Genomic DNA, 26,734 nt, shown 5'->3' on the forward strand with positions numbered 1-26,734 from the left:
AAATTTTATATATCCTTGTATAGCTTTTATTCGATGCAATTCTCATTATTTTTAATATTTATGTAATTCATTTATTTTGTCATTTTTTAGAAGAGCGGCATATAAATCAGCTCTTCATTTTCAGATCAATCCTCATTTAAGAAGAATAATACTGGTTTCGTTTTTGAGAAAATTTTGCCAGTTGTTTTAAAAATCCCTCGAAATAGCTTTTTTCTTTTTCTTCAATTCGATAACCTGCATATAAAGTACGACGTAATCCTGTAGACGAAACACAGTGTAAACGTCGAGAAGTCACCCAACCTTTTTGTTCATACTCATTCACCACCCAATCAGGTAAAGCCGCAATACCCCGTCCACTTGCCACCAACTGAATCAGCATTTGGGTTAAATCGGTGGTACGAATATGTTTAGGTAAAATATTGGCGGGAATAAATAATTTCGACATGATATCTAAACGGTGTTTATCCACTGGGTAGGTAATTAATGTCTCATCTGCTAACTCTTGGACAGTAATACGCTCTACTCTTACCAAGGGATGGGTATTGGATAAGACCAACCTTGATTCATATTCAAAAATTGGGAAATATTCAATCCCTTTTAAAGTAATTGGGTCGGCTGTAATTAATAGATCAAATTCATTGTTTTGCAACAGTTCATGTGGATTTGATTCAAAACCTGAAGCAAAATCTAAATCAACATCAGGATATTGATGGCGATACTGATTTAATAAGGGCATTAACCAGTCAAAACAGCTATGACACTCGGATGAGAAAATAATTCTTCCTGTCTGACCATGCACTATACGGGTAATATCTGTTTGAGTAATTTGAATTTGTGGCAATACATCATCAGCCAATTTAAGTAAACGCTGTCCTACATTTGAAAATGTTACTGGTCTGCTACGACGATTGACCACTTCTACGCCGTACCAATGATCCAATTCTTTTAATTGATGTGAAATAGCCGACGGCGTTAAACACAAATCATTCGCGGCAGCAACCAATGAACCATGTTCACGCAATGCAGTTAAGGTTTTTAAATGGCGAATTTCAAGCATGAACAAAACCAATAACAATATTTAAATGAATAAATCTCATCTTATCATAAAATCAATTAATGATTTTCACCTATGTTTTTATTCGATGATCTTTTCAACAAAAAATCTCTTTTTTAAAAAATTAGATGCCTAGTGGTAATGAAGCTAAGTAAGACAACACCTTATGCGAAGCACTTGAAAAAATCCCCACAATTAAGGGGAATTTTTTGAATCATAAAAATAGATTAGGCAAGACTAGACTAAATTTATGGCCTATAAAATATTTTTCATCGAAATATTGGTCTTTATTCAACAAAAAGCAAAGCCAAACGCACTTGATCATAACCCATTTTGGGGCTTGTCAATTCAACAATAGGACGCAGTTTAATGACGCCATCTTCACTGAAATTTTCAGGACTTTGACGCTTAATTAAACGCTTGTAAATTTTCCGTACTTGCTCAACCACTTCCTCACCGGGATGTGCCACGGAAATATCAAGACCCTGTTCTTTATGCAGCTTTGCCAAATGATTGATAATGGTCGCAGGTGTTAGGCTACGTTCAACCGCAATATCCTGAATTTCATAACCTTCTTCAAACAGTGCACGAGTTTCATCCAGTGTAGCCGTAGCATAATTGGTTTTAGTACCACTTTTGGCTATTTTCTTTTCGTTTCGCGTAATTTCAGTTTCGTTCAGCGTACCGCCACAATGTCGAATAAATGCTTTATGTTGCGGTGCCAAATCAATAAGTTCAAAATGATTTTCAGCTTCGACTGACAACTCCTGAAAACGTCGGTCTGCTTTAATTGACAAACTATCCAACTCTAAAGCTTGCTGATTGATCCCCAACAATTTCAGGCCATCTAATGCTTTTAAACGTGATAATGCGACGTAGCCCTGACCTTTTTCAAAGGTATTGGCCAAATTAATTTCAGCCGACTCTAAAGTCATTCCTTGTGATTTGTGAATCGTAATCGCCCATGCCAAACGTAAAGGAATTTGCTGAAAACTGGCAATGGTTTTTCCTGCTTCATTATCGACCGACCATGTTTCAGGTGGCACAATCAGAACTGTGCCATCTGTCAATTTTACTTTCGGTAAAATGCCATGATCATCATCTTCTTCAAATCCGATCACTTCACCCAGACTGCCGTTAATGTAACCCATGTCAAAGTTATTTTTCACAAACATGACTTTGGCATTTTTCTTCAAAGTCAGATTTTCGGGCGCGCGTACCGAAGACTTTAAAGTGTCAATGAGTTTATCATTCCCGTCACAGAGCGCAGCAAACTGTCGCTCCTCGGCATCAATCGCATTCAAATGCTTAGAATTGATACTGTCTACATCCATATTGTGAGTATATAAACGGGTAAAGGTTTCACCAATATTTTGCTCACCTGTTTGTTTTAATGCCTGCAGATGTTCGGTACTAACTGTTTGACTGCGAATCGCATTTAAGATGTCATTTAAATAATCGTTACCTTGACGATGCTGTTCAGTCAAGTAACACACACGAAATTTGGCTTCCACCCATGCATCTGACATAAAACAGAATTTATCACGGTTGCTCTCTTCTTTTTTACCTACTGGTGGCAACTGAAAAAAGTCTCCCGCGACAATGACCTGAATCCCACCGAATGCTTCATCACTTTCTTTAAAATATTTTAAAACCTGATTGACCAAATTCAACTGCTTCGCATGTAACATTGAAATTTCATCGATAATCAATACTTGGGCATTTTCCAAATGCTCTTTTAAATATTTACGTTCCTTCATATTTTTTAAATCAGCATCAGATAAAAAATCTTTAATGCCTATGCCAGCCCAAGTATGAATAGTCATGCCATTCATATGTGTAGCTGCAATCCCTGTTGATGCAGTGATAGCAACGGGAACTTTACGCGCTTTCAAGTAATTGATGTACTGATTGAGTGTATAGGTTTTTCCTGCACCAGCCGAACCTGTTAAAAAGACATTTTCGCCTGCTTTTAGAAGCTTAAGTGCAGTTTCTTGTTTCATAAGACCTATAACCATAAATTAACGGCTATAGCCTACCGATTTTTTCTCCAAAAGTTAAGTCTAGAAAAAAGTTTAACGTCATCTGGTGTCACTTAAAAGGTGCATATTCGGTGTTTAACCAAGAGATAAATTGAAGCGCGATATTTACAAAGAGATATTCTGTCTTTTTATTGTGTGCATACTCCAACTGATCATAAATCAATTGTCCATCTCTAAGATAACATCCCAAAGTCATATGATGCTTACCCGTTTGTGAAGCCATATGAAATGCCACATATTCTTTTTCAATAATGCGCTGTGCATAACTTGCTGCCAAACAGTTGTGACACTTTTTAGATTCCTGAATAATTCGGTCTAAATCTGCGAGCTCTTCAAAACTCCAACCTAAAAACTGTATACATTGTTCAGGCATCATCGGTTGTAATGGCTGAGCAAGATTTTTCTTAAGCTGGCTAATAATATCTTGTTTTTGAACTTGATCATGCCAAACAATAGCGTGTTGAAATAACCCCATCCAAGAGACATGTTTAGATATCATTTTATTATCAGCAAAATAATCAACTAAATAATCACGTACAAACGAATCAAAAATAGAAACACGAATATGATGACCCCGTAGATAAAATTGTGACCTAAACTCATCTAACTGCATTTTATGTCGTTGTAATACACCATAAAAATCACGATTTTGATGGGTTTCTGGATGGATATACGCGATTAAATCTTCGGGCAATGCAACGCTAATGTGGTGCAAGTGCAGCATATATGTTTGCATGACACGACTTAAACGCAAATATATTCTTTTAACAGACTGATCGTTTTTTTGAACCATACTTTGCATAAGCTGCATCCACTCATCCAGATACAAAATAGAAGGACTAATCGCAATGCGCTGATCATCTAAAGATTGTTTCTGTCCTTTTAAAATCATTGAATGATTATTTTCAGGGTCAAACCACGTTTCTTGCATCGCATAATAATGACAGCTATGGATAAACATCCGCGCTGAAGTTTGCTGAAAATACTGTAAAGTGGCTAAAATAACCTGTGAATGCACCTGACTAGTATCAATGAAGCTTAAAGCAGTCACTGCAACCCGAACACTGCTATGTTGAATATGAGAACTGATCCAATCCAGTACATCACTTGATTGTTTAAATAACCAATTTACAGTACGTGAATAATCAAAAAGTGGCAGTTTGGCTACTTTTTTTTGCCAGACTGTTGAGCTGCTATACAGGAAATTATATTTAGACAAGAGGTCGTCACGTGACCAAAGTTCACGCTGCATTAAACGCACGAACCCCAATAAATGTGATTTTTCTTGTGCATGGCGATACAACAACACAATATCATCTTGATATTCAATCAATTCATTTAAATTAAAACGCTCTTCAAACGAAAGCGCCATAATGCGATACATCGGCGCAGGTAAAAATTGTGCCGCGCTAAAACAAAAATCATCCCAACATTCCATCAAGAGTTGAATCGGCAGAAACTCATCACTAGACATGATCTCCAAATGACACATTTTTTGTATGATCTGAATTACGGTATTAGGCAATTCACTAGCATGCTGTACAGAGTCGATCAAAATAGCTGAGGAATAAAAATCGGCACTCATCATTAGATGATCTATTAGCTCTGCTTCTGTCAAAGTCAGATGTGATAAAAAAGAGTGGACCCGTTGCTGTCCATTGACCCAATCAAACACCTGATCAAGCAGCAGCTTTCGAAATTGTTGCACTTTTTGACGCAGAAATAGGGTGTGTTGTGGCTTTAAATCTTGCGTTAAAAAATATAAATCATGCAATAAAAACTCTTCTAACAACTCTGCTTTTTGTCCTCGAAAAGTAAAATCACGCTGTACTATATTTTTTTTATCTGCAGTAGGTGGATGAAATTTAAGTTGTAATAATCCATTGGCAATAAATACTGTATGTGCGGCCTGATCAATCCGAAACATATTTTGTGGCGTCAAATGACCAATAATACTCAGTTGATCTTGAACAATATCATTCAACTGAGGCGAAACTCTCACGAGCTGTTCCGCAATCCTTTGATATTGTGATATTAAAATATCTGCTTGTAGATGCTCCTGCAGCATAACGGACCTCGACTGTGGATCACCTCTGTTCTTAAGCTTTTCACATACTTATTATAGCGTCGATATAAAAGTAATGGCCAACTAAAAGCAGTGATGAATTCTGATTAGCATAATGTACCAATCCATGATCAAAAAATATACTTTAAATTCATTCCTCACACATTATTATTTTATTTTGAACATCTGTTGTTTTTTAAATTAAAAACATAAAAAAACTGTGACAGTGTTCTGTCACAGTCTCATCAAAAATATTAGGGATTAAGATGGATAAATCAAATTTCATCAAATCCTATTACAATCAAAATCAACCTGTAAAAGTGATTCTACTTGAATCACTCTATTTTTTTAATAGCATGATTTTAATATGATCTTTATAGCACTACATGTTTTTGTACCAGAATCGAACCCACTGAATACCCTGCACCAAATGAACACAATACGCCATATTCGCCATTCTTTACTTCATGGGCGGTGCGATGCAAAGCGATCATGACACCTGCTGAAGAAGTATTGGCAAATTCATCCAAAATAATTGGAACTAATGCTGGATCTGCTTCAGCTACAGCTTTACCTACTACCAATTTCAGAATGAGTTCATTCATGTTGACATTAGCCTGATGTAACCAAAAACGTTTTACCTGTGTAGCTTCAATGTCATTTTTTTCGAGTTGTGTGGTAATAATTTTCGCAACCAAAGGACAAACTTCTTTAAAGACTTTACGACCATCCTGACGGAATTGCTTATCATCACGTGAGGTCAATTCTGAGCTATTTAAAAAACCAAAATTATTACGAATATTATTTGAGAATTGGGTAAATAAATGGGTATCTAATATTTCAAAGCCTGTTTTGCTAGTCGTATTTTCAATAATTGAAGCCGTTGCCACATCACCAAAAATAAAGTGGCAGTCGCGTGAACGATAATCGGTATGACCTGAAGTGATTTCTACATTGACCAACAACACACGACGTGCGCCAGAGTGCACGGCATCATAGGCTTGTTTAAGCCCAAAAGTTGCTGCAGAACACGCCACATTCATATCATAGGCATAACCTTGTATTCCGAGTGCGGTCTGAATTTCAATGGCAACAGCAGGATAAGCGCGTTGTAAATTAGAACACGCCAAAATAACCACATCAATATCTTCAGCCGTCACGGCTGCATTTTGCATGGCTTGTTTCGCTGCAATCACGCCCCACTCAGCTTGAATGGAAAGTTCATCATCACTGCGCTCTGCTAAACGTGGACGCAAACGGTTTGGATCTAATATGCCATCTTTTTCAATCACATAACGACTTTTAACCCCAGAGGCTTTTTCTATAAATTCTGCATTTGAACCGCGACGCGCTTCAACTTCACCAGTTTCAATTTTATCTGCATGGTCGTGGTTAAATTGTTCCACATAAGCATTTAAAGTTTCCACTAACTCTTGGTTGCTAATGGATTCTTCTGGATGATAAAGACCAGTACCTGTAATACGAATGCCCATGTAAAACTCCTACTTATATCGCTATGTTAACTGACACCCAATTGATTCCATACTTTTTGCAATCTGGCTGGAGAAATGGGCATTTTTGTTTTCATAGGCTGAGAAAACAAAGAAATGCGCAGCTCTTCAATCATGAAGTACAGTTCCTTCAGGCGAGCGTCATTTTTAAACTTAAATAATTTTTCCATCCAAGGATCAACCTGATCAATCGCTGAGTTATCTCGTTGTAAGTTATTTGGCAAGCGTTCTAGACGCAAAACTAGAGCCTTTAAATAACGCGGGAATTCCTGCCATGTGTCTGAAGATTTAACATAGACAAAATTGGAAAGACTCATCAAATCAAGCTGATCTTCAATATCATCAATATTTTTTCCAAAGAGGGAATCATCTAAAACCAAGAGTTTTCGACGAATATCCTGCCATTGAATATAAATATCGCTCAATATCAATAATGCCTCTTGTCCACGACTTAGGAAAGATTTTTTTACATTTAAAATTAACTTTTGAAACTCTTCAGCATTGACAGGTAGATCTATAATGCTCATTTGCAAAGTAGCATATATCAAAATTTGTTCTAATTTAGCTTTATCTCCAAGCGGTGAATAAGCCAAAGCCAAAGATTTTGAAATCTGTTTCTTGAGTTGACGAACCAAATCTCCCAATTGCATATGCACTAAATGAATAACGCCTTCTCTGTGCTGTCGAATTGCTTCCATCTGATCATTGAAGGTTTGAATGACCACCCCTGAATCATCTTTTACACTGAGCTCCGCAAAAGCTTTGGTCGGGACTAAGGCTTGATATTGTTTTACAATGACACCCGTCACTTTTTGTGATGCTTCAAAAGTAAAACTTTCTGGGAAAGTTTTAAATTCACCTTTTAATTGTTTCACAGGACTATGCGTTTCCGCACGACAACGGGCTTTGAGTTCAGTCAAATCACGCCCTTGCTCAATAACACGCCCTTTTTCATCCATCACTTTAATGAATGGTAATAAGTACTGCTCTACCCGCTCGAATGAAAAATCTTTTACACTAATTTGCTCACCACGTAACTGGAAAGCCAAATAACTGAAAATGTGCTCGCGTAAATTTACCGCATCTATACGAGACAGCAATTTCCGCGTGGTGTCTGGAATAGGCACCAAATTACGTCGTTTATCCTTAGGCAAGGATTTTAATAAAGCGTCAATCAAATCTGGTCGCCAACCCGGAATTCCCCATGACCAAATATTTTCGTCAATCTGAGAGAGTGCCGCCAATGGAATTTTTACGGTTGCGCCATCTTCATCATGACTCGGGTCAAAGCGATAACTGGCCGCCAAACGCAATGAACCATTGTGTAAATGATCAGGAAATTGCTGTGTAGTTGGACGATCATTCATCCACAGTGCATCATCATCCACAAATAGAAATTGTGGATTTTGTGGTTCAACTGTTGCGCGCCAATCTTCAAATGTCCGACGACTCGCAACCTCAGCAGGGACTTTAGTTGCATAGAACTGGTAAATCGTTTCCTCATCGACCACTAAATCTCGACGACGTAATTTATCTTCAACACGTTCTACTTCTTCGAGTTTATGTAAATTATGCTTTAAAAAGGGCGGTGTAATGCCCAAATGACCCGTGGTTAAAGCATCACGCAGGAAAATTTCATGTGCCGCAGGCTGATCAACCTTGTCATAGTTCATTAAACGCTTAGGTTCGATAATTAAGCCAAACAAAGAAATCTGATCATAACAATTGACGACGCCAGCTTTTTTCGACCAGTGGGGTTCAAAATAATGATGTTTCAATAAATCACGTGCGGCGAGCAAGATCCATTCAGGCTCAATTTTAGCCAAAGTCCGCAAATAAACCTGTGAAGTTTCCACCATCTCGAAGGCCATCACCCAAGATGCAGCGCCTTTATGTAAGGTGGAGGCAGGGAAAATTCGGGCTTTTTGCTGACGCACTGCCATATAGATATTTTTTTCATCTGTCTTATTGGCAATAAAGGAAAGCAACCCTGTCAATAAAGCACGATGTAGATTTTCATAGCTGGCTTTTTTTTCATTAAATGAAAGCTTTAAACCTTGTGCTAATTCAGTCAATTGCTCATGGGTTTTCTTCCATTCACGCAAACGCAACCAGCTTAAAAAATGCTGACGTGCAAAATTACGCCGTTTATTTTCATTCATTGAAGCACGGTTATTTTGTAGGGTTTCCCATAACTTAATATAAAACAGAAAGTCAGAGTCACCTTCTTTAAATAAAGCATGCTTCTGATCGGCTTGGGTTTGTTTATCATTCGGGCGTTCACGTGGATCTTGTACAGCCAGCGCTGCCACAATAATCAACACTTCATTTAAGACACCAAAATGTGCACCGCCTAAAATCATGCGTGCTAAACGTGGGTCAATAGGCATTTTCGCCATTTGTTGACCAATTTTAGTTAAGCCATTATTTTGTTCTGCTTTATTTGAAGAAAATTTACCAGAATTTGCTGATTTAGGATCTGCATTTTGTACAACAGATTGAGCCTGTTGTGTTTCTATGCGCTGAACAGTACTCCCCTTTTCGGTCATCGCACCAAGTTCAATCAGTAACTTACGTCCATCATTCACTAAACGATGATCTGGCGGCTCAATAAAATCAAAATTTTCTAACTCCCCCAAATTTAAGCTCTGCATATGTAAAATGACCGAAGCCAAGTTCGTGCGCTTAATTTCAGGCTCGGTAAATTCAGGACGTCCCAAAAAATCATCTTCAGAATACAAGCGGATACATACACCCGGTGCAATACGACCACAACGTCCTTTACGCTGATTGGCAGCAGCTTGAGATACTGCTTCAATAGGTAAACGCTGTACTCTTGAACGATAGCTATATCGTGAAATACGCGCAAAACCACTGTCAATCACATAACGAATATTAGGAACAGTTAATGCCGTTTCAGCAACATTGGTGGCAATAATGATTCGTCTTCCACCACTACCCGAATTAAAAATCTTTTGCTGTTCGGCTAAAGCTAAGCGCGCATATAAAGGTAAAATTTCGGTATGGCGTGGTCCATGTTTTTGCAAAGTTTCTTGTAATTCACGAATTTCCTGTTCAGTACTGGCAAAAATGAGAATGTCTGCATGCTCAGGATGACCTTTTTGTTGTGCATCAGCAAAACATTCTTCAACGGCTTGAACGACTGCACGTGGCAAGTTTTCTTCAAAATCATCAAATTCATCATCATCACTCCCTCCAATGCTCATTTCTGAAATGGGACGATAACGTAGTTCGACTGGAAAACTGCGCCCTTCTACTTCAAAAATAGGGGCATTAAAAAAGTAGTTACTAAAACGATTTACATCTAAAGTTGCCGAAGTAATGATGACTTTTAAATCTTTACGACGTGGTAAAAGCTGCTTCAAATATCCCATGATAAAGTCAATATTGAGTGAACGCTCATGTGCTTCATCAATAATAATCGTGTCATATTTGGTTAAATAACGGTCATTAGACAATTCAGCCAACAAAATACCATCAGTCATTAAACGAACAATTGAATCCTGTGAACCTTGTTCATTAAAACGAATTTTAAAACCGATCGACTCACCCAGTGTTTCACCGACTTCTTCAGCGATCCGTTGCGATACAGTTCTCGCAGCCAATCGACGCGGTTGGGTATGACCAATCATTCCCGTTAAACCACGCCCAGCCAGCATTGCAATTTGTGGAAGCTGTGTCGTTTTTCCTGAACCAGTTTCTCCCGCTACAATAATCACTTGATGCTGCTGAATCGCTTCAATCAATTTGTCTTTATATTGCGTAACGGGTAAGTCTTGATTGAGCTTAATATTCGGAACGCGTGAAAGACGCTCGCGAACTTGTAGGTTTGATTTTTCAGATAATTCTTGATATTTCGTTTCACTGGCATCTTTACCTTTACGCAGCCGATTTAAACGATGACGGTCACGTGCCATGACCCATTGATCTACATTTAAATGACTGACCACAGATAATGTACCCTAAACAAAAAATTGAACTAACTATTTTACGCTGTAAAGCTGCGTAGAGAAAGATAAGCGCAAGGCGTTTCAGGTCGTTTGATGTAAAGATTATTTAAAATTAGAAAAATACATTAAGTCTGAAGAGATAAAAGCTTGTGTTATGCATTGCATCTGGCATCTGTATTCTGATTTTACGCATGCTTTGAATGCCTTGTCGTGGATCTATATATTCCTTTTATGACAGAAAAACTCAAGAAAATTAAAAAAATAAATGCTTAACCCTTGAATTCTGTAGCATCAGCCTTCATCTCTCTAAGCAAGCTGAAAAACTGATTTTTTTTCATTAAGTTATCATTTTGATAGGGCTTAATTGATAAAGAATTAGATTTGATGAAAAGTATACTCTTTACTCCTTAATTCGGTTTTTCCGATTTCAATGATGTAAAAATACTGTTTCAGCAATAACAAAAAATTCGCTATTCTCTTAGAAATTAAATACAACCTCGTTCACGGAGACAATGATGAGCTTAATTAATACAGAAGTTAAACCATTTAAAGCACAAGCATTCCTTAACGGTCAATTTATTGAAGTGACTGAAGCAGACCTTAAAGGTAAATGGTCAGTATTTTTCTTCTATCCAGCTGACTTCACTTTTGTTTGCCCAACTGAACTTGGTGATCTTGCAGACAACTATGCTGAATTCAAAAAATTAGGTGTTGAGATTTATTCAGTTTCTACTGATACACATTTCACGCATAAAGCTTGGCATGATTCTTCAGAAGAAATTAAAAAAATTGAATACCCAATGGTAGGCGATCCAACGTGGACACTTGCTAAAAACTTTGAAGTATTAATCGAAGCTGCTGGTCTTGCTGACCGTGGTACTTTTGTAATCGATCCTGAAGGCAAAATCCAAATCGTTGAAATCAACGCTGGTGGTATTGGCCGTGATGCTCAAGAACTTCTTCGTAAAGTGAAAGCTGCTCAATATGTACACGCTCACCCAGGTGAAGTTTGCCCAGCGAAATGGAAAGAAGGCGATGCAACTTTAGCGCCTTCAATCGACTTAGTCGGTAAAATCTAATCTGCTATTAGATTGAACTAACTTAAAAAAATCACGCTTTTAGCGTGATTTTTTATGCATGCTCTAAAATTGTCATCGCTAAATGCTTTATACAAATTTTAAGGATAAGACTAAAATTAAATGACGTTCTTCTCAGGTATAAAATATTCACGATTGATAGGCGAAAAGATTACAATATTGTTATACATCCTCTTTACTTTTTGTCTTAATTTCAAGTTATATAGAAAACTTAATACATCATTTATAAGTATAAATTTGGAGGAAATCTATGGGCACAACACTTGTAGTCACTTCATATAAATATAATGCGGTTTCGCGCTATTTAAAAAATTTTTATAACAATGGCTCAGGTGAACTTTACCATCCTGTTTCAGAATTTATTTATAATAATTTATTGCGTTGTAATGACAAAACTGCTTTTGTGCACAAATACCTAGAATATGATTTGCACTTTACCTGAGTGTCTATAAATTAATAAAAATCAGGGTATCCCCTGATTTTTAAATATTTATTTATCGGTAACATACCAAAAATAAACCAGCCCCCACAGACAACGTTGTCGTGATAAAACGTGCATCACTTTGTACAAGAGCAATAAATTCTTGTACTTCTGCAGCATGAGAAATCACATTATCTACAATCAAAATACCTCTTTTGGGAGCAATCATATGTTGTAGATTATTCCAATAATCTACATAAGCATCACGTTCTGCATCCAATAAAATAAAATCGTAGTGATTCAAATTATTGTTCAAAAACGCTTGCGCATCTCCTATTCTAAAATCAATCACATGATCCAGACCTAATTCTTGGGCGTATTGCTGAGCTTGAGCAGTTCGATCAGGCTCTATTTCAAGCGTTGTGATCTGCCCTTGCGTTTCTTGTGCTGCATTTGCCAACCATAAAGTTGAATATCCAGTCGAGGTACCAATTTCAAGAATTTTTTTTGATTGTTGAACTCGAATTTGCATCGCTAAAAATAATGCAGACTCAGGTTCAATATTTCGATAGCGCTGAGTACGTTCAGTTTGTAATGCATCAAATGCAATAAATTGTTGATACAACGTTTGCATACGCTGCTGGAATACCAAATTCATATTTAATCTCTTAACTGCAATTTAAAAATTAGAATAAAAATTGTGGTTATGCTATTTCTTGAATCAATTTAAATCGTGGAAATATCTGGTTATTCTCAAGCGTAACCGTTTCTTGAAACATCTCTAAAGGTCGTACCCAAATTGAGTAATCACCATATAAACATTGATAAACCACTAATTTTTCTGCTGTTTCACTATGCGTTGCCACGTGAAAAACTTGATATAAATTGCCTTTATAGTGTTGATAAATTCCTGCTTTAAGCGTCATACATACTTACCTATTCAAATGTCTGTTTATCATAATCAAAATTAGCATTCTGATTTTAAAAGATTGACTGACGTATTAATCTATTTATACGATCACAACAATAAAAACAAACTGTTTTATCTATTCCTTGAATTGCCTTATGATCACTGCATTGAATATAAATATACTCCCTTGGAGACTTAAGCCATGTTAGATCAAAATACCTCAGCACAATTAAAAACACTCCTTGAACGTTTAGAAAGTCCAATTGAATTGGTTGCCTCCTTAAATGATTCAGACAAATCTGAAAAAATCAAAGAATTGGTCACCGAAGTGGCTGCATTGTCTGATCAAGTCAGCGTACGTTTTGATGGAAACAATAGCCGTCGTCCAAGTTTTGGTATTGCCAAAGTCGGAGAACAAGCTCGGGTGAACTTTGCAGGTTTACCGATGGGACATGAGTTCACTTCTTTGATTTTGGCTTTGTTACAAGTCTCAGGTTATGCACCCAAAGTCTCTGATGACGTTTTGGCACAAATCAAAGGCTTAAACTTAAGCTCTGACTTTGAAGTATTTGTGTCTTTAAGCTGTCATAACTGTCCAGATGTGGTGCAAGCCTTGAACCTGATTGCGATTCACAATCCAGGTACGACAGCCACCATGGTTGATGGTGCATTCTTTCAAGATGAAGTAGAACAGCGCAAAATCATGGCCGTCCCGATGCTGTTCCAAAATGGTGAACATATCGGTCAAGGTCGTATGACTTTAGAAGAAATTGTGGCCAAGCTTGATTCAAGCTCATCTAGTAAAGATCTAGAAAAACTCAATGCCAAAGAGGTCTTTGATGTACTGGTGATTGGAGGTGGTCCTGCCGGCAATACTGCTGCCATTTATGCTGCACGAAAAGGGATTCACACCGGTATTGTGGCAGAACGCTTCGGTGGACAAGTCATGGATACCATGGACATTGAAAACTACACCTCGGTGCAAAAAACCCAAGGGCCAAAGTTTGCCGCTGAAATGGAGGCCCATGTACGTGCTTATGATGTAGACATCATGAACCTACAAAAAGTGTCGAGCATCAAAGGTGCAGATGAAACAGCGCATGGACGGGTTGAAGTGACTTTAGAAAATGGTGCCATTCTGGAATCTAAAACCATTATTTTGTCGACTGGTGCACGTTGGAGAGAGATGAATGTACCGGGTGAGCAAGAATACAAAACTCGTGGTGTGGCTTACTGTCCACACTGTGACGGCCCTTTGTTTAAAGGCAAACGTGTGGCCGTGATTGGCGGTGGTAATTCAGGGGTTGAAGCGGCGATTGATTTGGCGGGTATTGTTGAACATGTGACTTTGGTTGAATTTGATACCCAACTGCGTGCTGACCAAGTGTTACAGAACAAACTGCATAGTTTGCCTAACACCACGGTGATTTTGAATGCTTTATCCACTGAAGTGATGGGTGATGGTTCACAAGTAACGGCACTGAAATATCAAGATCGTGCCACAAATACGGAACATACAGTTGAACTGGCTGGAATCTTTGTTCAAATTGGTTTATTACCGAATACAGACTTTTTGCAAGCATCTAACGTTGAGCTGTCTAAGCGAGGCGAGATTGTGATTAATGATCGCAATGAAACCAATGTTCAAGGGGTATTTGCAGCGGGTGATTGTACGACTGTACCGTATAAGCAGATTATTATTTCGACAGGTGAAGGTGCGAAGGCTGCATTATCTGCCTTTGATTATTTAATCCGCGCTGAGGGGTAAGTAACTGCCTATTATTTAATTAATGCTGCATAAACAAAGAAAGGCTTGTATAGATAGAACGATATAAGCCTTTTTTTTCACTAGACTTTTTGAACTAAAATTACATTTTATCTACAATTTTTGATCTTGATTGTAAAGAGTTTTCGATTATATTCGCTTTATCCCATTTATGCGGATACAACAATTAAAAGGAAATATGAGAATGAATAAATTACTTGTTGCTTTAGGTCTTGCTGCTACCGTTGCTTTGGTTGGGTGTAATAAAGACAAAGCCCCTGAAACAGGTGCAACTACAGGTGAACATCTTGAAAATGCTGCAAATCAAGCAGGTCATGATATTTCTGATGCAACTGCAAATGCGGCAAATGAAACAGCAACAGCTGTAGATAATGCAGCAGATGCCACTGCTGCTGCGGCAAATAATGCTGCTGATCACGCTGAAGCTGCGGCACATGATGCCAAAGAAGCTGCTAAAGATGCGACTGCTGCAACTGCTGGTGCAGTAGAAAATGGAGCGGCAAATGTGAAAAAAGAAGCTCAACAATAATTTGATCACTTAATCTAAAAAAGCCCCTGTTCAGGGGCTTTTTTATGATGCTTAAATTCGATGGATTTTTTAAATTCTTTGAGTAAAATCGACTGAATAACAGAGTATATTCTTATGTCATATTCCCATCACGAAGAAAAACATTTTATTCACCGTACAGGATGGCTAAGGGCCGCAGTGCTGGGTGCAAATGATGGAATTATTTCTGTGACCAGTTTAATTATGGGTATGGCAGCAAGTGGAGCTTCATCACAGACTCTACTGATTACCTGTATTGCAGGGCTTATTTCTGGTGCAAGCTCAATGGCAGCGGGTGAGTATATTTCAGTTAAATCTCAAGTTGATATTGAGCATGCAGATTTAAAATTTGAAGCAAATGAATTAGAGCAGAATCCACATTTAGAATTGAAAGAATTGACCCATATTTATGTGCTACGTGGCCTCACTCCAGATTTGGCGAAGGAAGTGGCAACTCAATTAACCGCTAAAAATGCTTTAGATGCGCACGCGAGAGACGAAATTGGTATTCATGAAAATACTTCGGCCAATCCAATTCAAGCTGCAGGTTCATCAGCACTGGCATTTTCACTGGGTGCGCTCTTTCCAATGTTTTCAATTTTAATTAGTCCAGAGAATTATATTTCTACCGTTGTCATGATCGTGGGCATTTTATCATTAGCGGGTTTGGGAATGTTATCTAGCTATTTTGCAGGGACTTCAATATTGAAAGGAAGTTTAAGAGTCACGGTTTGGGGCATTATCGCCATGACCTTTTCGGCATGGATTGGTTCACTCTTTAATCTTTAATCTTTAATCTTTAATCTTTAATCTTTAATCTTTAATTGATTCAATTAATCTATTTTACTGATATATAAAATCAGTTATTCTCAACAATAAAACAGATCATCGGTCTATTAAAGTCATAATATAGGTGAATAATCCATTAAAATATGGTTATTCATTTATTTAGTTTTCTACTCCCATGTCTGTGATTGCTGCAAAATCCCATCGATCTAATCGATCCATTTGGGTGGCTCTTTTTCTTTTGTTAATAGGCACTTTAGGTGCTTATCAAATGGTCAGCCTCAATCAAGCATTGCTATTTCTCATTGGCGGTGCGTTAGGAATGACGCTATATCATGCTTCCTTTGGATTTACGTCTAGCTGGCGCGTTTTTATTAAAGAACGTCGCGGTCGTGGTTTACGTGCCCAAATGATCATGTTGAGTTTAGCAGTATTATTGTTCTTCCCTGCTTTAGGTGCAGGCGAACTGTTTGGCAATCCTGTCAAAGGTAATGTTAGTCCGGTCTCTATGTCAGTGATGATTGGTGCTTTTATCTTTGGCATAGGCATGCAATTGGGAGGTGGTTGTGCTTCAGGTACGCTTTACACCTTAGGCGGTGGTAGCGCGCGCATGATTGTAACTTTGATTTTCTTTTGTCTGGGCTCTTTAATTGCGACCAGCCATTTAGACTGGTGGTTTAATCTTCCCCATCTTGCGCCTATTTCTATAGTATCTAGCCTAGGTGTAGTTCCCGCATTAGTGCTTAGCTTTGTGCTGTTTAGTTTAATTGCTTTAGCCACCATTTTTTTTGAGAAAAAACGTCATGGTTCACTTGAAGTCGAACCTATTGCAGAAACTCAAGGTTTCAAACGCTTTTTACGTGGTCCATGGCCACTGATTTGGGGCGGAATTATTTTAACCTTATTAAATTTTGCAACTTTGGCTTTAGCCGGCCGCCCATGGGGAGTGACTTCAGCACTTGCCGTTTGGGCAGCAAAATCTGCAAGTTTGGTGGGTGTCGATGTCGCTTCTTGGGCCTATTGGCAACAACCTAGTAACGCTAAAGCCTTAGCTGAGTCACTCTGGTTCGATATCACCTCTATGATGAATTTCGGTATTATGCTGGGTGCTTTACTGGCAGCTAGTCTTGCAGGTAAATTTGCACCGAATTTGAATATTCCAAAACGTTCAATAATTGCTGCTGTTGTTGGTGGACTATTACTGGGTTACGGCGCACGTTTGGCATACGGTTGTAATATTGGTGCATATTTCAGTGGTATCGCGTCGGGCAGTTTACATGGTTGGTTATGGCTCATTTTTGCTTTTATGGGTAATGGAATTGGCGTCAAACTCCGTCCAATTTTCTTCCCTAACGAACGTCCTCAACCTGAGAAATTAACAGGCTGTTAAGTCTGATTTTCAAAATAAAAAGCCCATCCAATGATGGGCTTTTATGAACTAGCCTATTAATTTTCTTGTAAAGCTTGTTTCAAATTACAGCCGAAGCCCATAATTTCTTGTGCCTGACGATAATGGGTATAACGGTTTAAAATAAAATCGTAAAACTGATCTGCACTGCTAAAATCTTTGATCAAGTCTTGGTTTTTTATCTTTGGCCATTGCGTCTGTGACAATAAATTTATATTTTGATGACCTAAATAATACATCTGCACAAAATAGTCATTCATCATTTTACAATACGCTTGCTTGACTGGTTTTAATGACGTACGACTTACCGCATGTAAATCTAAAGTTTGAAGCTGTTGAACATCAAATATGGACTGATCTGAGAAAGCAATCGCGTTATTTTTCTTAAAATTCTGATAATCGCGTGATAATTGCTGATTTAAAGTTTCAAATCGCTGTTCTAACTGCGCCACATTTTCAACTTTATAATCCTCAGGATGAATCTGTATTTTATTTTGTTCTGAGGATGAACACGCTGAGACAATCAAACTTGACATAAAAGTCGCTAAAATGAACGGCTTTCTCATACATTCCCTATTGGTCACATTAAACTACCTTAGTATGCCTGAATTTTTTTCCTAAATTGACTTCTCATTCATATAGCGCCAGTAACGTTTGGGGACATATTGAATATGCAGTCTCATGTTTTGGCGTGCTTCAATATTGACACTACGGAAATAATCTTTCCACAGTTGATCATAGAGTAATTCTTGTTCATCTAGTTTTACAGTAAAAGATTGGCTAAAACGGTAATGCTCCCTAAAAATAATTGAACTTAAAAGTAGAAAATCGAATAGCCTTGATCTAAGGAGATTTTCTATGAAAACATCTAAATATTCAGACAGCTTAATCATGAGTATTTTGAAGCAAGCTGAAGCAGGTACTCCAGTGCCCAATCTATGCCGAGAACATGGCATGAGTTCTGCCACTTTTTACAAATGGAAGTCCAAATATGGCGGCATGGATCTTTCCATGATGACTCGACTTAAAGAGCTAGAGGCAGAAAATGCCCGCCTAAAGCGCATGTATGCGGATGAACGTCTTAAAGCAGACATTCTTCAGGATGCACTGTCAAAAAAGTTATAAGGCCCACGCAACGCAAGTCACTTGCTCAACAAGCCGTTGAGCAATATAAGATCTCAGTGAGTAAGGCCTGTCTCATATTCCAAGTCAGTCAAACCTGTTATCGCTATATAGCTCAATTGAAGGAGCAGAATATGGTTATTGCAGATTGGCTGATTAAGCTCACCAATGAGAATAAGACTTGGGGATTTAAGCTTTGCTTTTTGTACCTGCGTAATGTCCAAGGCTACCCTTGGAATCACAAGCGTATTTATCGCATTTATAAGGAGCTTGAGCTTAACCTTCGGATTAAACCCAACAAACGCATTAAACGGATAAAGCCTGAAACTCTTGCAGTACCAGAAGCGCAGAATGAATCATGGTCAATGGACTTTATGCACGATCAACTCAGTGATGGCCGCAGTTACCGTGTGCATAACGTCATTGATGACTATAACCGTGAGTCATTAGATATCTTGATTGACTTCTCCTTACCCGCTGAACGAGTACTTCGAGGGTTGGATCAACTCATCGAATGGCGAGGTAAACCAAAACGAATCCGAAGTGACAATGGACCAGAGTACATCAGTGATTTAATGGAGGCATGGTGTAAGCAGCATGAAATTGAGCATGTATTTACCCAGCCTGGCAATCCACAACAAAATGCGTATGTAGAACGCTTCAATCGGACAGTACGTTATGAATGTTTAAATCAATATTTATTTCGAGAACTTGAAGATGTTCAAGACTATACAACAGCATGGCAACACTTTTATAATCATGAACGACCTCATATGTCAGTTGATGGTAAACCACCTAAATTTAAACAATGATAAAGGCTTCGGTTTTTCTACTCATTAACTCAATTAAAAATGGGGGTATTACCAAACCGCTGGCTAACTTGGTGTCCACCTCAGTAGCATTCATTTCAATTTGATGGATTTTATGTAAATCATAATAAATTCCATATTTACGCTTTTCATCATAAATTAACCACTTTTGATCTTGATAGCGTGCTTTAAAATGCCGCTCAATTAATGGCAAAACATTAAAATCAGGTCGAACTAAACTTAGAAACAAATCATTTTGGCATTTTTTAAAGCGAACAAATGCTTCCATACGATGTTTTTCACGCCCGACTTGCTTGGCCCACTGCGCCAATGCCAACACATCATGCTGACCATAATTTTCATCAACCTTATCTGAGTGCTGAAAAACATATAGACAATAGTTAAATAAATGCTGATAAGCACTTTGATTTTCTGAGAGAAAAGTGTAGTAAAAATTACGCTGGCTCTGACCAGACGTTTTTTTCTTAAGCCCTTGCCATACACGTTGGGCGTGCTCATCGTTTGAAGACACTTGGATAAAATCATCAAATAGACCATTTTGGGCATGCACATCACTGGTAATGGTCGCTTGAAAATCCTGAAATTGAAATGCACGAAATACGCAACTTAATAAGCCTGTCATACTGCCATCAAAACAATAGATCACCATCAGAAACCAAAACCCAATTGCGGAGAAAGTTGCTGAGTATATTTTGACTGCCCCGACTGTAAAATTTGATGACGGATTTGGCTCGGTAATTGATCCTTAATAAATTTTGGCGTGTCAGCACATCGAATAAAATGCTGCGCACGATTATATGCCACACCAATACGTTTTAATTGATCGATATGGATTTTTCCGAATCGTCGTGCCTGCACAATTTTTTTCGCAGAGCGCACGCCAATCCCTGGCACACGTAAAATCATTCGATAATCGGCACTGTTTAAATCTATTGGAAATTGCTCTGGATGACGCAGCGCCCAACTCAATTTAGGATCTACATCTAAATCTAAATTGGGATGTTTTTCATCGACCAGTTCTGTTGCATCAAAGCCATAGAAACGCATCAGCCAGTCACTTTGATACAACCGGTTTTCTCTCAATAACGGCGGTGCAGATCCAACTGCGGGTAAGGCTTTTTCTTCTTCATTAATTGGGATATAGCCTGAGTAATACACCCGTTTCAGATTAAATTCTTTATAATGACGAGCTGCCATTAAAATAATATCTTGATCAGTCTCACTGTGTGCCCCAACCACCATTTGTGTGGTCTGCCCTGCTGGAACGAATTTAGGGACGGAACGGATCAGCTTGCGCTCATCTTTGAATTGGATTAAACGATCGCGCACAATTCCTAAGTCTTTTTGTACTTCTGCATGGCTTTTTTCAGGCGCAAACTTTTGTAAACCTGCTTCAGTCGGCATTTCTAAATTAATACTCATACGGTCTACATATAAACCCGCTTCAGTAATCATTTCTTGTGAAGCACCTGGTATGGTTTTTAGGTGAATATAGCCATTAAAATTTTCTTCTAGACGTAATTTTTTTACCACTTGCAACATACGCTCCATGGTGAAATCTGCTGATTTAAAAATACCAGAACTTAAAAATAAGCCTTCAATATAATTACGTCGATAGAAATTCATGGTTAAATCGACCACTTCTTGTACAGTAAAAGCCGCTCGTTTTACATCGTTGGAGCGTCTAGAGACACAATAAGAACAGTCAAAAATACAGACATTCGAAAATAGAATTTTTAATAAGGATACACAGCGGCCATCTTCCGTATAGCTGTGACAAATACCTGATCCTGTATTGCCCAAGCCTTTGTCTTTATTTTTTCGGTTGCTACCACTGGATGAGCACGATACATCATACTTGGCAGCATCGGCTAAAATTTGTAGTTTTTCACGGATACGTTCAGACATGAGTCAGTCACACTCATCAATAAAAAATACAGTATAAATTTTAATGCAGCGTTGAAGTGTTCACTCATCTATTCTGCGACAGAGAATGACGTTGTATTTTTTATTTCATGCTGAAAACATCCTTTTATTTCCTATTAAAATGACGAATATTATTTGCTTAATGTTTAAGGCTTGGGCAAAGTAATATCCATGAGGAGAGCCCTATGACTTTATTAGAAAGACTTGAGATTAAACATCCTATTTTGCTTGCTCCAATGGCAGGTGTTTCCACACCGAAGCTTGCGGCTGAAGTGTCTAATCAAGGAGGTTTAGGTTCACTTGGGCTGGGGGCCAATACTGTTGAAGATGCACGTCAACAAATTTTAGCCACACAAGCGCTAACTCATCGACCTTTTCAAGTCAATTTCTTTTGCCATCAAAGCTTGCCATTAGATCCTCAAGTTTCAGCACAGTGGATTCAGTATTTGACCCCATATTTTGAGAAATATCACGCTACTGTACCCACTGAATTAAAGTGTATCTATCCCAGTTTTTTAGATCATGACGATTACTTACAACTCGTTTTTGAAACACGTCCGAAAGCTGTCAGTTTTCATTTTGGTATTCCACACTCTCACCAAATTCAAGCTTTAAAAGCTGCTGATATTATTACTCTGGCTTCCGCTACTAATCTAGCGGAAGCACTTGCAATTGAAGCCGCAGGGATTGATATCATCATTGCTCAAGGCATTGAAGCGGGTGGTCACCGTGGTATTTTTAACAATCATTTCGATAGTGCAGTCAAAACATCAGATTTAATTCAATTGTTCAAACAATATTGCCATCTGCCGATTATCGCAGCGGGTGGAATCATGAATGGGCAGCATGCACAAGCGCTAATCAATTTAGGTGCAGAAGCCGTTCAACTTGGAACAGCTTTTGTGCAATGTAAAAGTTCAAATGCCAATGCAGCCTATCGAAAAGCCTTGTTTAACAAACCGATTACTCAAGTGAGTGCAAGCATTTCAGGCCGTCCTGCACGTGGTTTAATTAATCATTGGCACACTCAAGTCGACCGACCAGAACGACCTGAAGTGGCGACTTATCCTTACTGTTATGATTTAGGCAAACAATTGAATAATGCAGCAATAGCACACGGTGATGATGGTTTTGGTGCGTTTTGGGCGGGAAGCAATGTGGCACACATTCGCGAAATGGAAGCTGCTGACTTAATTAATCAGCTGGTATTAGAAATGAGCCAAACTTAAGCTCATACTCGTTCAATCGAAGTTGTGCGTTATCTAAAAAGATAAAAAGAGGTATTGATATTAAATAGAGGATTTAAAAAATAGATTTATCAAATTTAATGAAAATAACAGTAGAACACATCTAGGACAGCTATCTTTTATAACTGTCCCGATGGAGTCTTGAAATATGATCATCTAAAATTTTTAAATTGAAAAAATAATTGAATAGGTTATGCAGCATTTTAATGAAAGATTAAAACTCATTAAGTTTCGAGTAAATTAACCTGTTCGACCTGTACATCACTCATAATGTCGCCATACATCAGCAGTTGATTAAAATAATCTTCAACCACCTTAAACTGTGCATTCGTACTTTCCACTTTATACATGTTTTGACGAAACTCATTGCTTGAACGTAAACCTTTGGTGTACCACGCAATATGTTTTCGTGAAATTCGACAACCCGAATATTCGCCATAAAATGTGTAGAGTTCTGATAAATGTCCTAAAAGCACATCTTTTACTTCCTGAATATTGGGTGCAGCCAAATGCTGCCCTGTCTCCAAGTAGTGAGAAATTTCACGAAAAATCCAAGGACGACCTTGGGCAGCACGACCAATCATGATGCCATCTGCACCTGTATAGTCCAGTACATATTTAGCTTTCTCAGGACTATCAATATCACCATTGGCAATCACTGGAATGCTGAGCATTTGCTTCACGTCTCTAATCAGACTATAGCGTGCAGTATTTAAATACATATCTTCACGGGTACGGCCGTGCAGAGCCAATGCAGCGATGCCTGCATCCTCAGCACGTTGAGCAACACGTAAAATATTTTCATCACCATTTAAATAACCCAAACGGGTTTTTAAAGTGACGGGAACATCGACTGCAGCCACGACAGTATCTAAAATACGCGCCACCAAATCTTCATCTTTTAACAGTGCAGAACCAGCTAATTTATTACAAACTTTTCGGGCTGGACACCCCATATTAATATCGACAATTTGTGCTCCATTGGCCACTTGATAGCGCGCAGCTTCTGCAAGATCGAGCGGGTCTGAACCTGCAATTTGTGCAGAAATAGGAGCAATTTCACCATCAAAATTGGCACGATATAAACTTTTTTTGCTCATACGTAACGTTTGGTCTGAAGTCATCATTTCACTGACGGCATGTCCTGCACCAAAATATTTACATAATGAGCGAAATGGACGGTCCGTAACGCCTGCCATCGGAGCGACCCAAATCTTGTTACCTATTGGTTTATCAAACAATTCTTTAATTACATTGTTTTGACTCAATTTCTTTAACCTCGTTCAACTTCTTTGAATCGCCTCTTATTGACTTCTAGTACCCTATTATTACACCCTGTTTGCACCATGAAAATTCAAGATGCAAATGATATGAGTACGGTTACTAAACACCAATTAAAAGATGGAACTATACGTTATCGTACTCAGGTGAGTGTTCAGCGAGAAGGTTATCCAGATTCTAAGGTGTCAAAACTTCAACAAAAAATTACGAGCAAACGAATTCGTTAAGCGTACTGAAGCTGAAATTGAATTAAATCCAGATAAGATGCTTAATCTTAAAGAAGAAATTAAGCAGGCGACATTAGCTGAATGTATTAAATGATACCCTGATGAGGTGGATAGTTTTGCGTGAACAAAAACTGGGGCACTCAATCACATCGCTAGTTTAGAGATTTCAGAGAAAAATATCTATTCATTAACACGATAAGATTTTTCAGACCTTAGTGATCATAAAAAGATAATCCATTGAAAAGAACAGAGAAACAAAAATTTTATATTTTAAAAATTAAAATCACTTATGCTCAAGATCATTTTTATTTTGTTCATGATCTTTAATCAACATATCTTCTCGATATTTTTGATTCATTGTTAAGTAAAATTCAGTTAGATTCATGAGAACCTCTCCAAAGAACACTAAATTAATTTCTTTTATTTAGTGTCTATTTTCCAAACCCAAAATTCATCATCTATACAGACACGATTAGCGTCCAACAACTTTAACTCTTTTCCACAATCATTCGTAATATTTATAAAATTTCCATTTTCATCATAATTAGCCCAAGCTCCTTTTTGATTATTTGGATCAGTTAGTTTATAAAATGTGACTAGAACTTGAGGATGTATCATATTAGCTCCCCACCTTTATCAAAATTTATTTGAAAATTATTATATTCATCGATATAAAACACTTCATTTGTGGAAGGCAGAATCCATTGAGATGTTCCAAATATTCTGGTTAATTTCTCTTGTAGTTCGTTGTATACATTAATTAAATTACAATTATTGTCATATTCACCAATGTACATAACTTTGGGCAACAATCTAAACTCTTCAAACATTTTATGTACTTGTATAAGTTTTCTGTTCATTCTAAATCACCATATAATTAAAGGAACCTAAGCCCCTTTAATTTTTATATATTAGATAAAATAAACGTTATTGTTATTTTTTATCTGAATCTTTTTGCTCAGATTCTTTTTGTGTATTTTGTTGATTATCTTGATTTGGCTTTTGTTGATCAGGTTGTTGTGGATGCTGCTGAGATTGATTCTCTTGACCTGCATCAAGGCCAAAGTCTTTCCTTGAGTTGCACGAATTGCACCACCCGCCAATGGTATCCAGTCAATTTGCGATTTAAAAATAAAACTCATGGAGCCATGACGCTCAGGCGAGCACCACACCATTCCTTCTGCCCAAGCTAATAAATCATGTAACTCTTTGACTTTAGGATGTTCAGTATCCGCATCTTCAGGCAAAGGTAATCCCTTTGGATGGAAGATTTTTACTTCAGCACCAAAATATTCCAAGATCCGTCCTGCTTCCATCACCGCAAGTCTGCTGTATGAGCGCTCTCGGTTTGAACCGTAAAGCAGTAAAATACGAGGTGGATGATCAAGTTCTTTGGCTTGAACTTTATCTAAAGTCGGTTGTTCAAGAAGATTTAAATCTACATTTGGGAGAGTCATAGCGTTATATCTCTTTAAAGACTTTTTTTCGAAGCCAGAGTGACACACTTACTAAAGCAATGAGTACGGGAACTTCAACCAGTGGCCCAATGACTGTTGTAAAAGCAACCGGTGATGCCAATCCAAAGGTTGCAATGGCAACAGCTAAAGCCAATTCAAAATTATTCCCTGCCGCAGTAAACGAGATGGCAGCAGTTTTGGGATAATCATTTCCCATCCATTTACTCATAAAGAAGCTAATAAAAAACATCAGCACAAAGTAAATGGTCAAAGGAATGGCGATTCTGAGTACATCGAGTGGCAAACTGACCACTTCACCACCTTTCAGGCTAAACATAGCCAAAATCGTGAACAGCAAAGCAATCAAACTTAGAGGACTGATTTTCGGAATAAACTTGGTTTGATACCACTCCACGCCTTTTTGTTTCACCAAAATTAAGCGCGTTAAGAAACCCATTAAAAAGGGAATCCCTAAATAAACCAAAACTGCATGGGTAATGGTCCAGAAGCTGACATTAATAACTTGCGCTTCCACACCAAAATAAGGCGGTAAAAAGGTCAAAAATAGCCAAGCATAGGTACTAAAAAATAGGATTTGGAAAATACTGTTAAATGCGACTAAACCTGCAACATACTGATTATCACCACAAGCCAAACCATTCCAGACCAACACCATGGCAATACATCGAGCCAATCCAATCAGGATCACACCGGTCATATATTCAGGATAGGACTGTAAAAAAATGATGGCTAAAGCAAATATTAAACAAGGTGCAATGAGCCAGTTTTGCACCAAGGATAAGGTGAGCGTTCGTTTATCCTTAAAAACTTGTGGCAATGTTGCATAGTCCACCTTGGCCAGTGGTGGATACATCATTACAATCAAACCAATGGCAATTGGGAGATTGACTGAATCAATGCTCATCTTGTCCAAGGCAACAGATGCCTGAGGAAAGAACACACCAATCCCCACACCCAATGCCATCGCAATGAAAATCCATAGGGTTAGGTTTTTATCTAAAAATGACATTTTAGAAGCAGACATA

The 26,734-nt window shown here is 38.0% G+C and carries 22 protein-coding genes and 3 pseudogenes; 9 read left to right on the top strand and 16 right to left on the bottom strand.

The annotated features are described in order from the left end of the window. Positions 1-136: 136 nt before the first annotated feature. The 5 genes from H0S58_RS07380 to H0S58_RS07400 form a co-directional block, all read right to left on the bottom strand. Complete coding sequence (locus tag H0S58_RS07380; protein ID WP_195726163.1) at positions 137-1,057, bottom strand: LysR family transcriptional regulator; 921 nt, start codon at positions 1,055-1,057, stop codon at positions 137-139. 284 nt (positions 1,058-1,341) lie between these two features. Further along, positions 1,342-3,057 (bottom strand): AAA family ATPase, encoded by a 1,716-nt coding sequence (locus tag H0S58_RS07385; protein ID WP_195726164.1) that lies wholly within the window; start codon positions 3,055-3,057, stop codon positions 1,342-1,344. An 88-nt stretch (positions 3,058-3,145) separates the two neighbouring features. Next, positions 3,146-5,164: a hypothetical protein gene (locus H0S58_RS07390; protein ID WP_195726165.1), complete on the bottom strand. Its 2,019-nt coding sequence runs from the start codon at positions 5,162-5,164 to the stop codon at positions 3,146-3,148. 371 nt (positions 5,165-5,535) lie between these two features. Then, a complete protein-coding gene (locus H0S58_RS07395) occupies positions 5,536-6,654 on the bottom strand; it encodes a beta-ketoacyl-ACP synthase III (RefSeq protein WP_195726166.1) in 1,119 nt (372 codons plus the stop codon). Positions 6,655-6,680: 26 nt separating this feature from the next. After that, positions 6,681-10,610 (bottom strand): DUF3418 domain-containing protein, encoded by a 3,930-nt coding sequence (locus H0S58_RS07400; protein WP_413784419.1) that lies wholly within the window; start codon positions 10,608-10,610, stop codon positions 6,681-6,683. Between the two features lie 548 nt (positions 10,611-11,158). Between H0S58_RS07400 and ahpC the strand changes: the two genes are divergently transcribed. Continuing rightward, complete coding sequence (gene ahpC, locus H0S58_RS07405) at positions 11,159-11,722, top strand: alkyl hydroperoxide reductase subunit C (protein ID WP_053578101.1); 564 nt, start codon at positions 11,159-11,161, stop codon at positions 11,720-11,722. Between the two features lie 268 nt (positions 11,723-11,990). Further along, positions 11,991-12,182: a KTSC domain-containing protein gene (locus H0S58_RS07410; protein WP_195726168.1), complete on the top strand. Its 192-nt coding sequence runs from the start codon at positions 11,991-11,993 to the stop codon at positions 12,180-12,182. Positions 12,183-12,234: 52 nt separating this feature from the next. On the opposite strand, the gene H0S58_RS07415 is transcribed toward H0S58_RS07410, so the two are convergent. Both H0S58_RS07415 and H0S58_RS07420 read right to left on the bottom strand, forming a co-directional pair. Further along, entirely contained in the window at positions 12,235-12,819 is a 585-nt protein-coding gene (locus tag H0S58_RS07415; RefSeq protein ID WP_195726169.1) for an O-methyltransferase, read from the bottom strand. 46 nt (positions 12,820-12,865) lie between these two features. Further along, positions 12,866-13,087: a DUF1653 domain-containing protein gene (locus H0S58_RS07420; protein WP_053578104.1), complete on the bottom strand. Its 222-nt coding sequence runs from the start codon at positions 13,085-13,087 to the stop codon at positions 12,866-12,868. 186 nt (positions 13,088-13,273) lie between these two features. Between H0S58_RS07420 and ahpF the strand changes: the two genes are divergently transcribed. The 4 genes from ahpF (at position 13,274) to H0S58_RS07440 (ending at position 17,580) form a co-directional block, all read left to right on the top strand. After that, positions 13,274-14,839, top strand: a complete 1,566-nt coding sequence (gene ahpF / locus H0S58_RS07425; protein WP_195726170.1) for an alkyl hydroperoxide reductase subunit F — start codon at positions 13,274-13,276, stop codon at positions 14,837-14,839. A gap of 202 nt (positions 14,840-15,041) precedes the next feature. Beyond that, the gene (locus tag H0S58_RS07430) at positions 15,042-15,386 is read left to right on the top strand and encodes a hypothetical protein (protein ID WP_053578106.1); all 345 of its coding nucleotides are present in this window, start codon (positions 15,042-15,044) and stop codon (positions 15,384-15,386) included. 114 nt (positions 15,387-15,500) lie between these two features. Next, the gene (locus H0S58_RS07435; RefSeq protein ID WP_053578107.1) at positions 15,501-16,193 is read left to right on the top strand and encodes a VIT family protein; all 693 of its coding nucleotides are present in this window, start codon (positions 15,501-15,503) and stop codon (positions 16,191-16,193) included. A 175-nt stretch (positions 16,194-16,368) separates the two neighbouring features. Next, positions 16,369-17,580: a YeeE/YedE family protein gene (locus H0S58_RS07440; protein ID WP_195726171.1), complete on the top strand. Its 1,212-nt coding sequence runs from the start codon at positions 16,369-16,371 to the stop codon at positions 17,578-17,580. 56 nt (positions 17,581-17,636) lie between these two features. On the opposite strand, the gene H0S58_RS07445 is transcribed toward H0S58_RS07440, so the two are convergent. After that, positions 17,637-18,164, bottom strand: coding sequence for a hypothetical protein (locus H0S58_RS07445; RefSeq protein WP_195726172.1), 528 nt, complete (start codon positions 18,162-18,164; stop codon positions 17,637-17,639). A 51-nt stretch (positions 18,165-18,215) separates the two neighbouring features. After that, positions 18,216-18,380: pseudogene (locus tag H0S58_RS07450) on the bottom strand (DUF4130 domain-containing protein); the annotation flags it as partial. A gap of 76 nt (positions 18,381-18,456) precedes the next feature. Between H0S58_RS07450 and H0S58_RS07455 the strand changes: the two are divergent. Next, positions 18,457-19,532, top strand: a protein-coding gene (locus H0S58_RS07455; protein WP_195726173.1) for an IS3 family transposase whose coding sequence is annotated in 2 segments (ribosomal slippage) — positions 18,457-18,709 and positions 18,709-19,532 — 1,077 coding nt in all. Because the reading frame shifts where the segments join, the coding sequence is not laid out codon by codon here. Here the strand turns inward: H0S58_RS07455 and H0S58_RS07460 are convergent. Beyond that, entirely contained in the window at positions 19,522-20,199 is a 678-nt protein-coding gene (locus tag H0S58_RS07460) for a TIGR03915 family putative DNA repair protein (protein WP_195726174.1), read from the bottom strand. The genes H0S58_RS07455 and H0S58_RS07460 overlap by 11 nt on opposite strands. Next, positions 20,199-21,458, bottom strand: a complete 1,260-nt coding sequence (locus tag H0S58_RS07465; protein WP_053578111.1) for a putative DNA modification/repair radical SAM protein — start codon at positions 21,456-21,458, stop codon at positions 20,199-20,201. Before H0S58_RS07465 ends, H0S58_RS07460 begins: the two co-directional genes overlap by 1 nt. A gap of 203 nt (positions 21,459-21,661) precedes the next feature. Here H0S58_RS07465 and H0S58_RS07470 point away from each other — a divergent pair, with 203 nt between their 5' ends. Next, positions 21,662-22,705 carry an NAD(P)H-dependent flavin oxidoreductase gene (locus tag H0S58_RS07470; protein ID WP_195726175.1) on the top strand — a complete coding sequence of 348 codons (1,044 nt, stop codon included), beginning with the start codon at positions 21,662-21,664 and terminating at the stop codon, positions 22,703-22,705. Between the two features lie 242 nt (positions 22,706-22,947). On the opposite strand, the gene dusB is transcribed toward H0S58_RS07470, so the two are convergent. Then, the gene (gene dusB / locus H0S58_RS07475; RefSeq protein WP_053580219.1) at positions 22,948-23,964 is read right to left on the bottom strand and encodes a tRNA dihydrouridine synthase DusB; all 1,017 of its coding nucleotides are present in this window, start codon (positions 23,962-23,964) and stop codon (positions 22,948-22,950) included. A gap of 129 nt (positions 23,965-24,093) precedes the next feature. On the opposite strand from dusB, the pseudogene H0S58_RS13795 reads away from it, so the two are divergent. Then, positions 24,094-24,427 (top strand): annotated as a pseudogene (locus H0S58_RS13795) (site-specific integrase); the annotation flags it as partial. 224 nt (positions 24,428-24,651) lie between these two features. On the opposite strand, the gene H0S58_RS07485 reads toward H0S58_RS13795, so the two are convergent. The 4 genes and pseudogenes from H0S58_RS07485 to arsB all read right to left on the bottom strand — a co-directional run bounded on the left by H0S58_RS07485 (position 24,652) and on the right by arsB (position 26,733). Continuing rightward, a complete protein-coding gene (locus H0S58_RS07485) occupies positions 24,652-24,849 on the bottom strand; it encodes a hypothetical protein (RefSeq protein ID WP_053578114.1) in 198 nt (65 codons plus the stop codon). Then, positions 24,846-25,091 (bottom strand): hypothetical protein, encoded by a 246-nt coding sequence (locus H0S58_RS07490; RefSeq protein WP_195726177.1) that lies wholly within the window; start codon positions 25,089-25,091, stop codon positions 24,846-24,848. Before H0S58_RS07490 ends, H0S58_RS07485 begins: the two co-directional genes overlap by 4 nt. A gap of 186 nt (positions 25,092-25,277) precedes the next feature. Further along, a pseudogene (locus H0S58_RS07495) lies at positions 25,278-25,688 on the bottom strand (NAD(P)H-dependent oxidoreductase); the annotation flags it as partial. Positions 25,689-25,692: 4 nt separating this feature from the next. After that, complete coding sequence (gene arsB / locus H0S58_RS07500) at positions 25,693-26,733, bottom strand: ACR3 family arsenite efflux transporter (RefSeq protein WP_195726178.1); 1,041 nt, start codon at positions 26,731-26,733, stop codon at positions 25,693-25,695. Between the last annotated feature and the right edge of the window lies 1 nt (position 26,734).

Origin of the sequence: Acinetobacter sp. TTH0-4, from assembly GCF_015602665.1 — a bacterium.
Taxonomy (GTDB): domain Bacteria; phylum Pseudomonadota; class Gammaproteobacteria; order Pseudomonadales; family Moraxellaceae; genus Acinetobacter; species Acinetobacter albensis.

What these genes read in the sequence shown, in the direction of transcription:
- H0S58_RS07380 (WP_195726163.1), bottom strand. Translation starts at nt 1,057, where the DNA reads ATGCTTGAAATTCGCCATTTAAAAACCTTAACTGCATTGCGTGAACAT.
- ahpC (WP_053578101.1), top strand. Translation starts at nt 11,159, where the DNA reads ATGAGCTTAATTAATACAGAAGTTAAACCATTTAAAGCACAAGCATTC.
- arsB (WP_195726178.1), bottom strand. Translation starts at nt 26,733, where the DNA reads ATGTCTGCTTCTAAAATGTCATTTTTAGATAAAAACCTAACCCTATGG.
- H0S58_RS07385 (WP_195726164.1), bottom strand. Translation starts at nt 3,057, where the DNA reads ATGAAACAAGAAACTGCACTTAAGCTTCTAAAAGCAGGCGAAAATGTC.
- H0S58_RS07390 (WP_195726165.1), bottom strand. Translation starts at nt 5,164, where the DNA reads ATGCTGCAGGAGCATCTACAAGCAGATATTTTAATATCACAATATCAA.
- H0S58_RS07470 (WP_195726175.1), top strand. Translation starts at nt 21,662, where the DNA reads ATGACTTTATTAGAAAGACTTGAGATTAAACATCCTATTTTGCTTGCT.
- ahpF (WP_195726170.1), top strand. Translation starts at nt 13,274, where the DNA reads ATGTTAGATCAAAATACCTCAGCACAATTAAAAACACTCCTTGAACGT.
- H0S58_RS07415 (WP_195726169.1), bottom strand. Translation starts at nt 12,819, where the DNA reads ATGAATTTGGTATTCCAGCAGCGTATGCAAACGTTGTATCAACAATTT.
- H0S58_RS07420 (WP_053578104.1), bottom strand. Translation starts at nt 13,087, where the DNA reads ATGACGCTTAAAGCAGGAATTTATCAACACTATAAAGGCAATTTATAT.
- H0S58_RS07410 (WP_195726168.1), top strand. Translation starts at nt 11,991, where the DNA reads ATGGGCACAACACTTGTAGTCACTTCATATAAATATAATGCGGTTTCG.
- H0S58_RS07395 (WP_195726166.1), bottom strand. Translation starts at nt 6,654, where the DNA reads ATGGGCATTCGTATTACAGGTACTGGTCTTTATCATCCAGAAGAATCC.
- H0S58_RS07430 (WP_053578106.1), top strand. Translation starts at nt 15,042, where the DNA reads ATGAATAAATTACTTGTTGCTTTAGGTCTTGCTGCTACCGTTGCTTTG.
- H0S58_RS07445 (WP_195726172.1), bottom strand. Translation starts at nt 18,164, where the DNA reads ATGAGAAAGCCGTTCATTTTAGCGACTTTTATGTCAAGTTTGATTGTC.
- H0S58_RS07465 (WP_053578111.1), bottom strand. Translation starts at nt 21,458, where the DNA reads ATGTCTGAACGTATCCGTGAAAAACTACAAATTTTAGCCGATGCTGCC.
- H0S58_RS07400 (WP_413784419.1), bottom strand. Translation starts at nt 10,610, where the DNA reads ATGGCACGTGACCGTCATCGTTTAAATCGGCTGCGTAAAGGTAAAGAT.
- H0S58_RS07485 (WP_053578114.1), bottom strand. Translation starts at nt 24,849, where the DNA reads ATGATACATCCTCAAGTTCTAGTCACATTTTATAAACTAACTGATCCA.
- H0S58_RS07440 (WP_195726171.1), top strand. Translation starts at nt 16,369, where the DNA reads ATGTCTGTGATTGCTGCAAAATCCCATCGATCTAATCGATCCATTTGG.
- H0S58_RS07460 (WP_195726174.1), bottom strand. Translation starts at nt 20,199, where the DNA reads ATGGTGATCTATTGTTTTGATGGCAGTATGACAGGCTTATTAAGTTGC.
- H0S58_RS07490 (WP_195726177.1), bottom strand. Translation starts at nt 25,091, where the DNA reads ATGAACAGAAAACTTATACAAGTACATAAAATGTTTGAAGAGTTTAGA.
- H0S58_RS07435 (WP_053578107.1), top strand. Translation starts at nt 15,501, where the DNA reads ATGTCATATTCCCATCACGAAGAAAAACATTTTATTCACCGTACAGGA.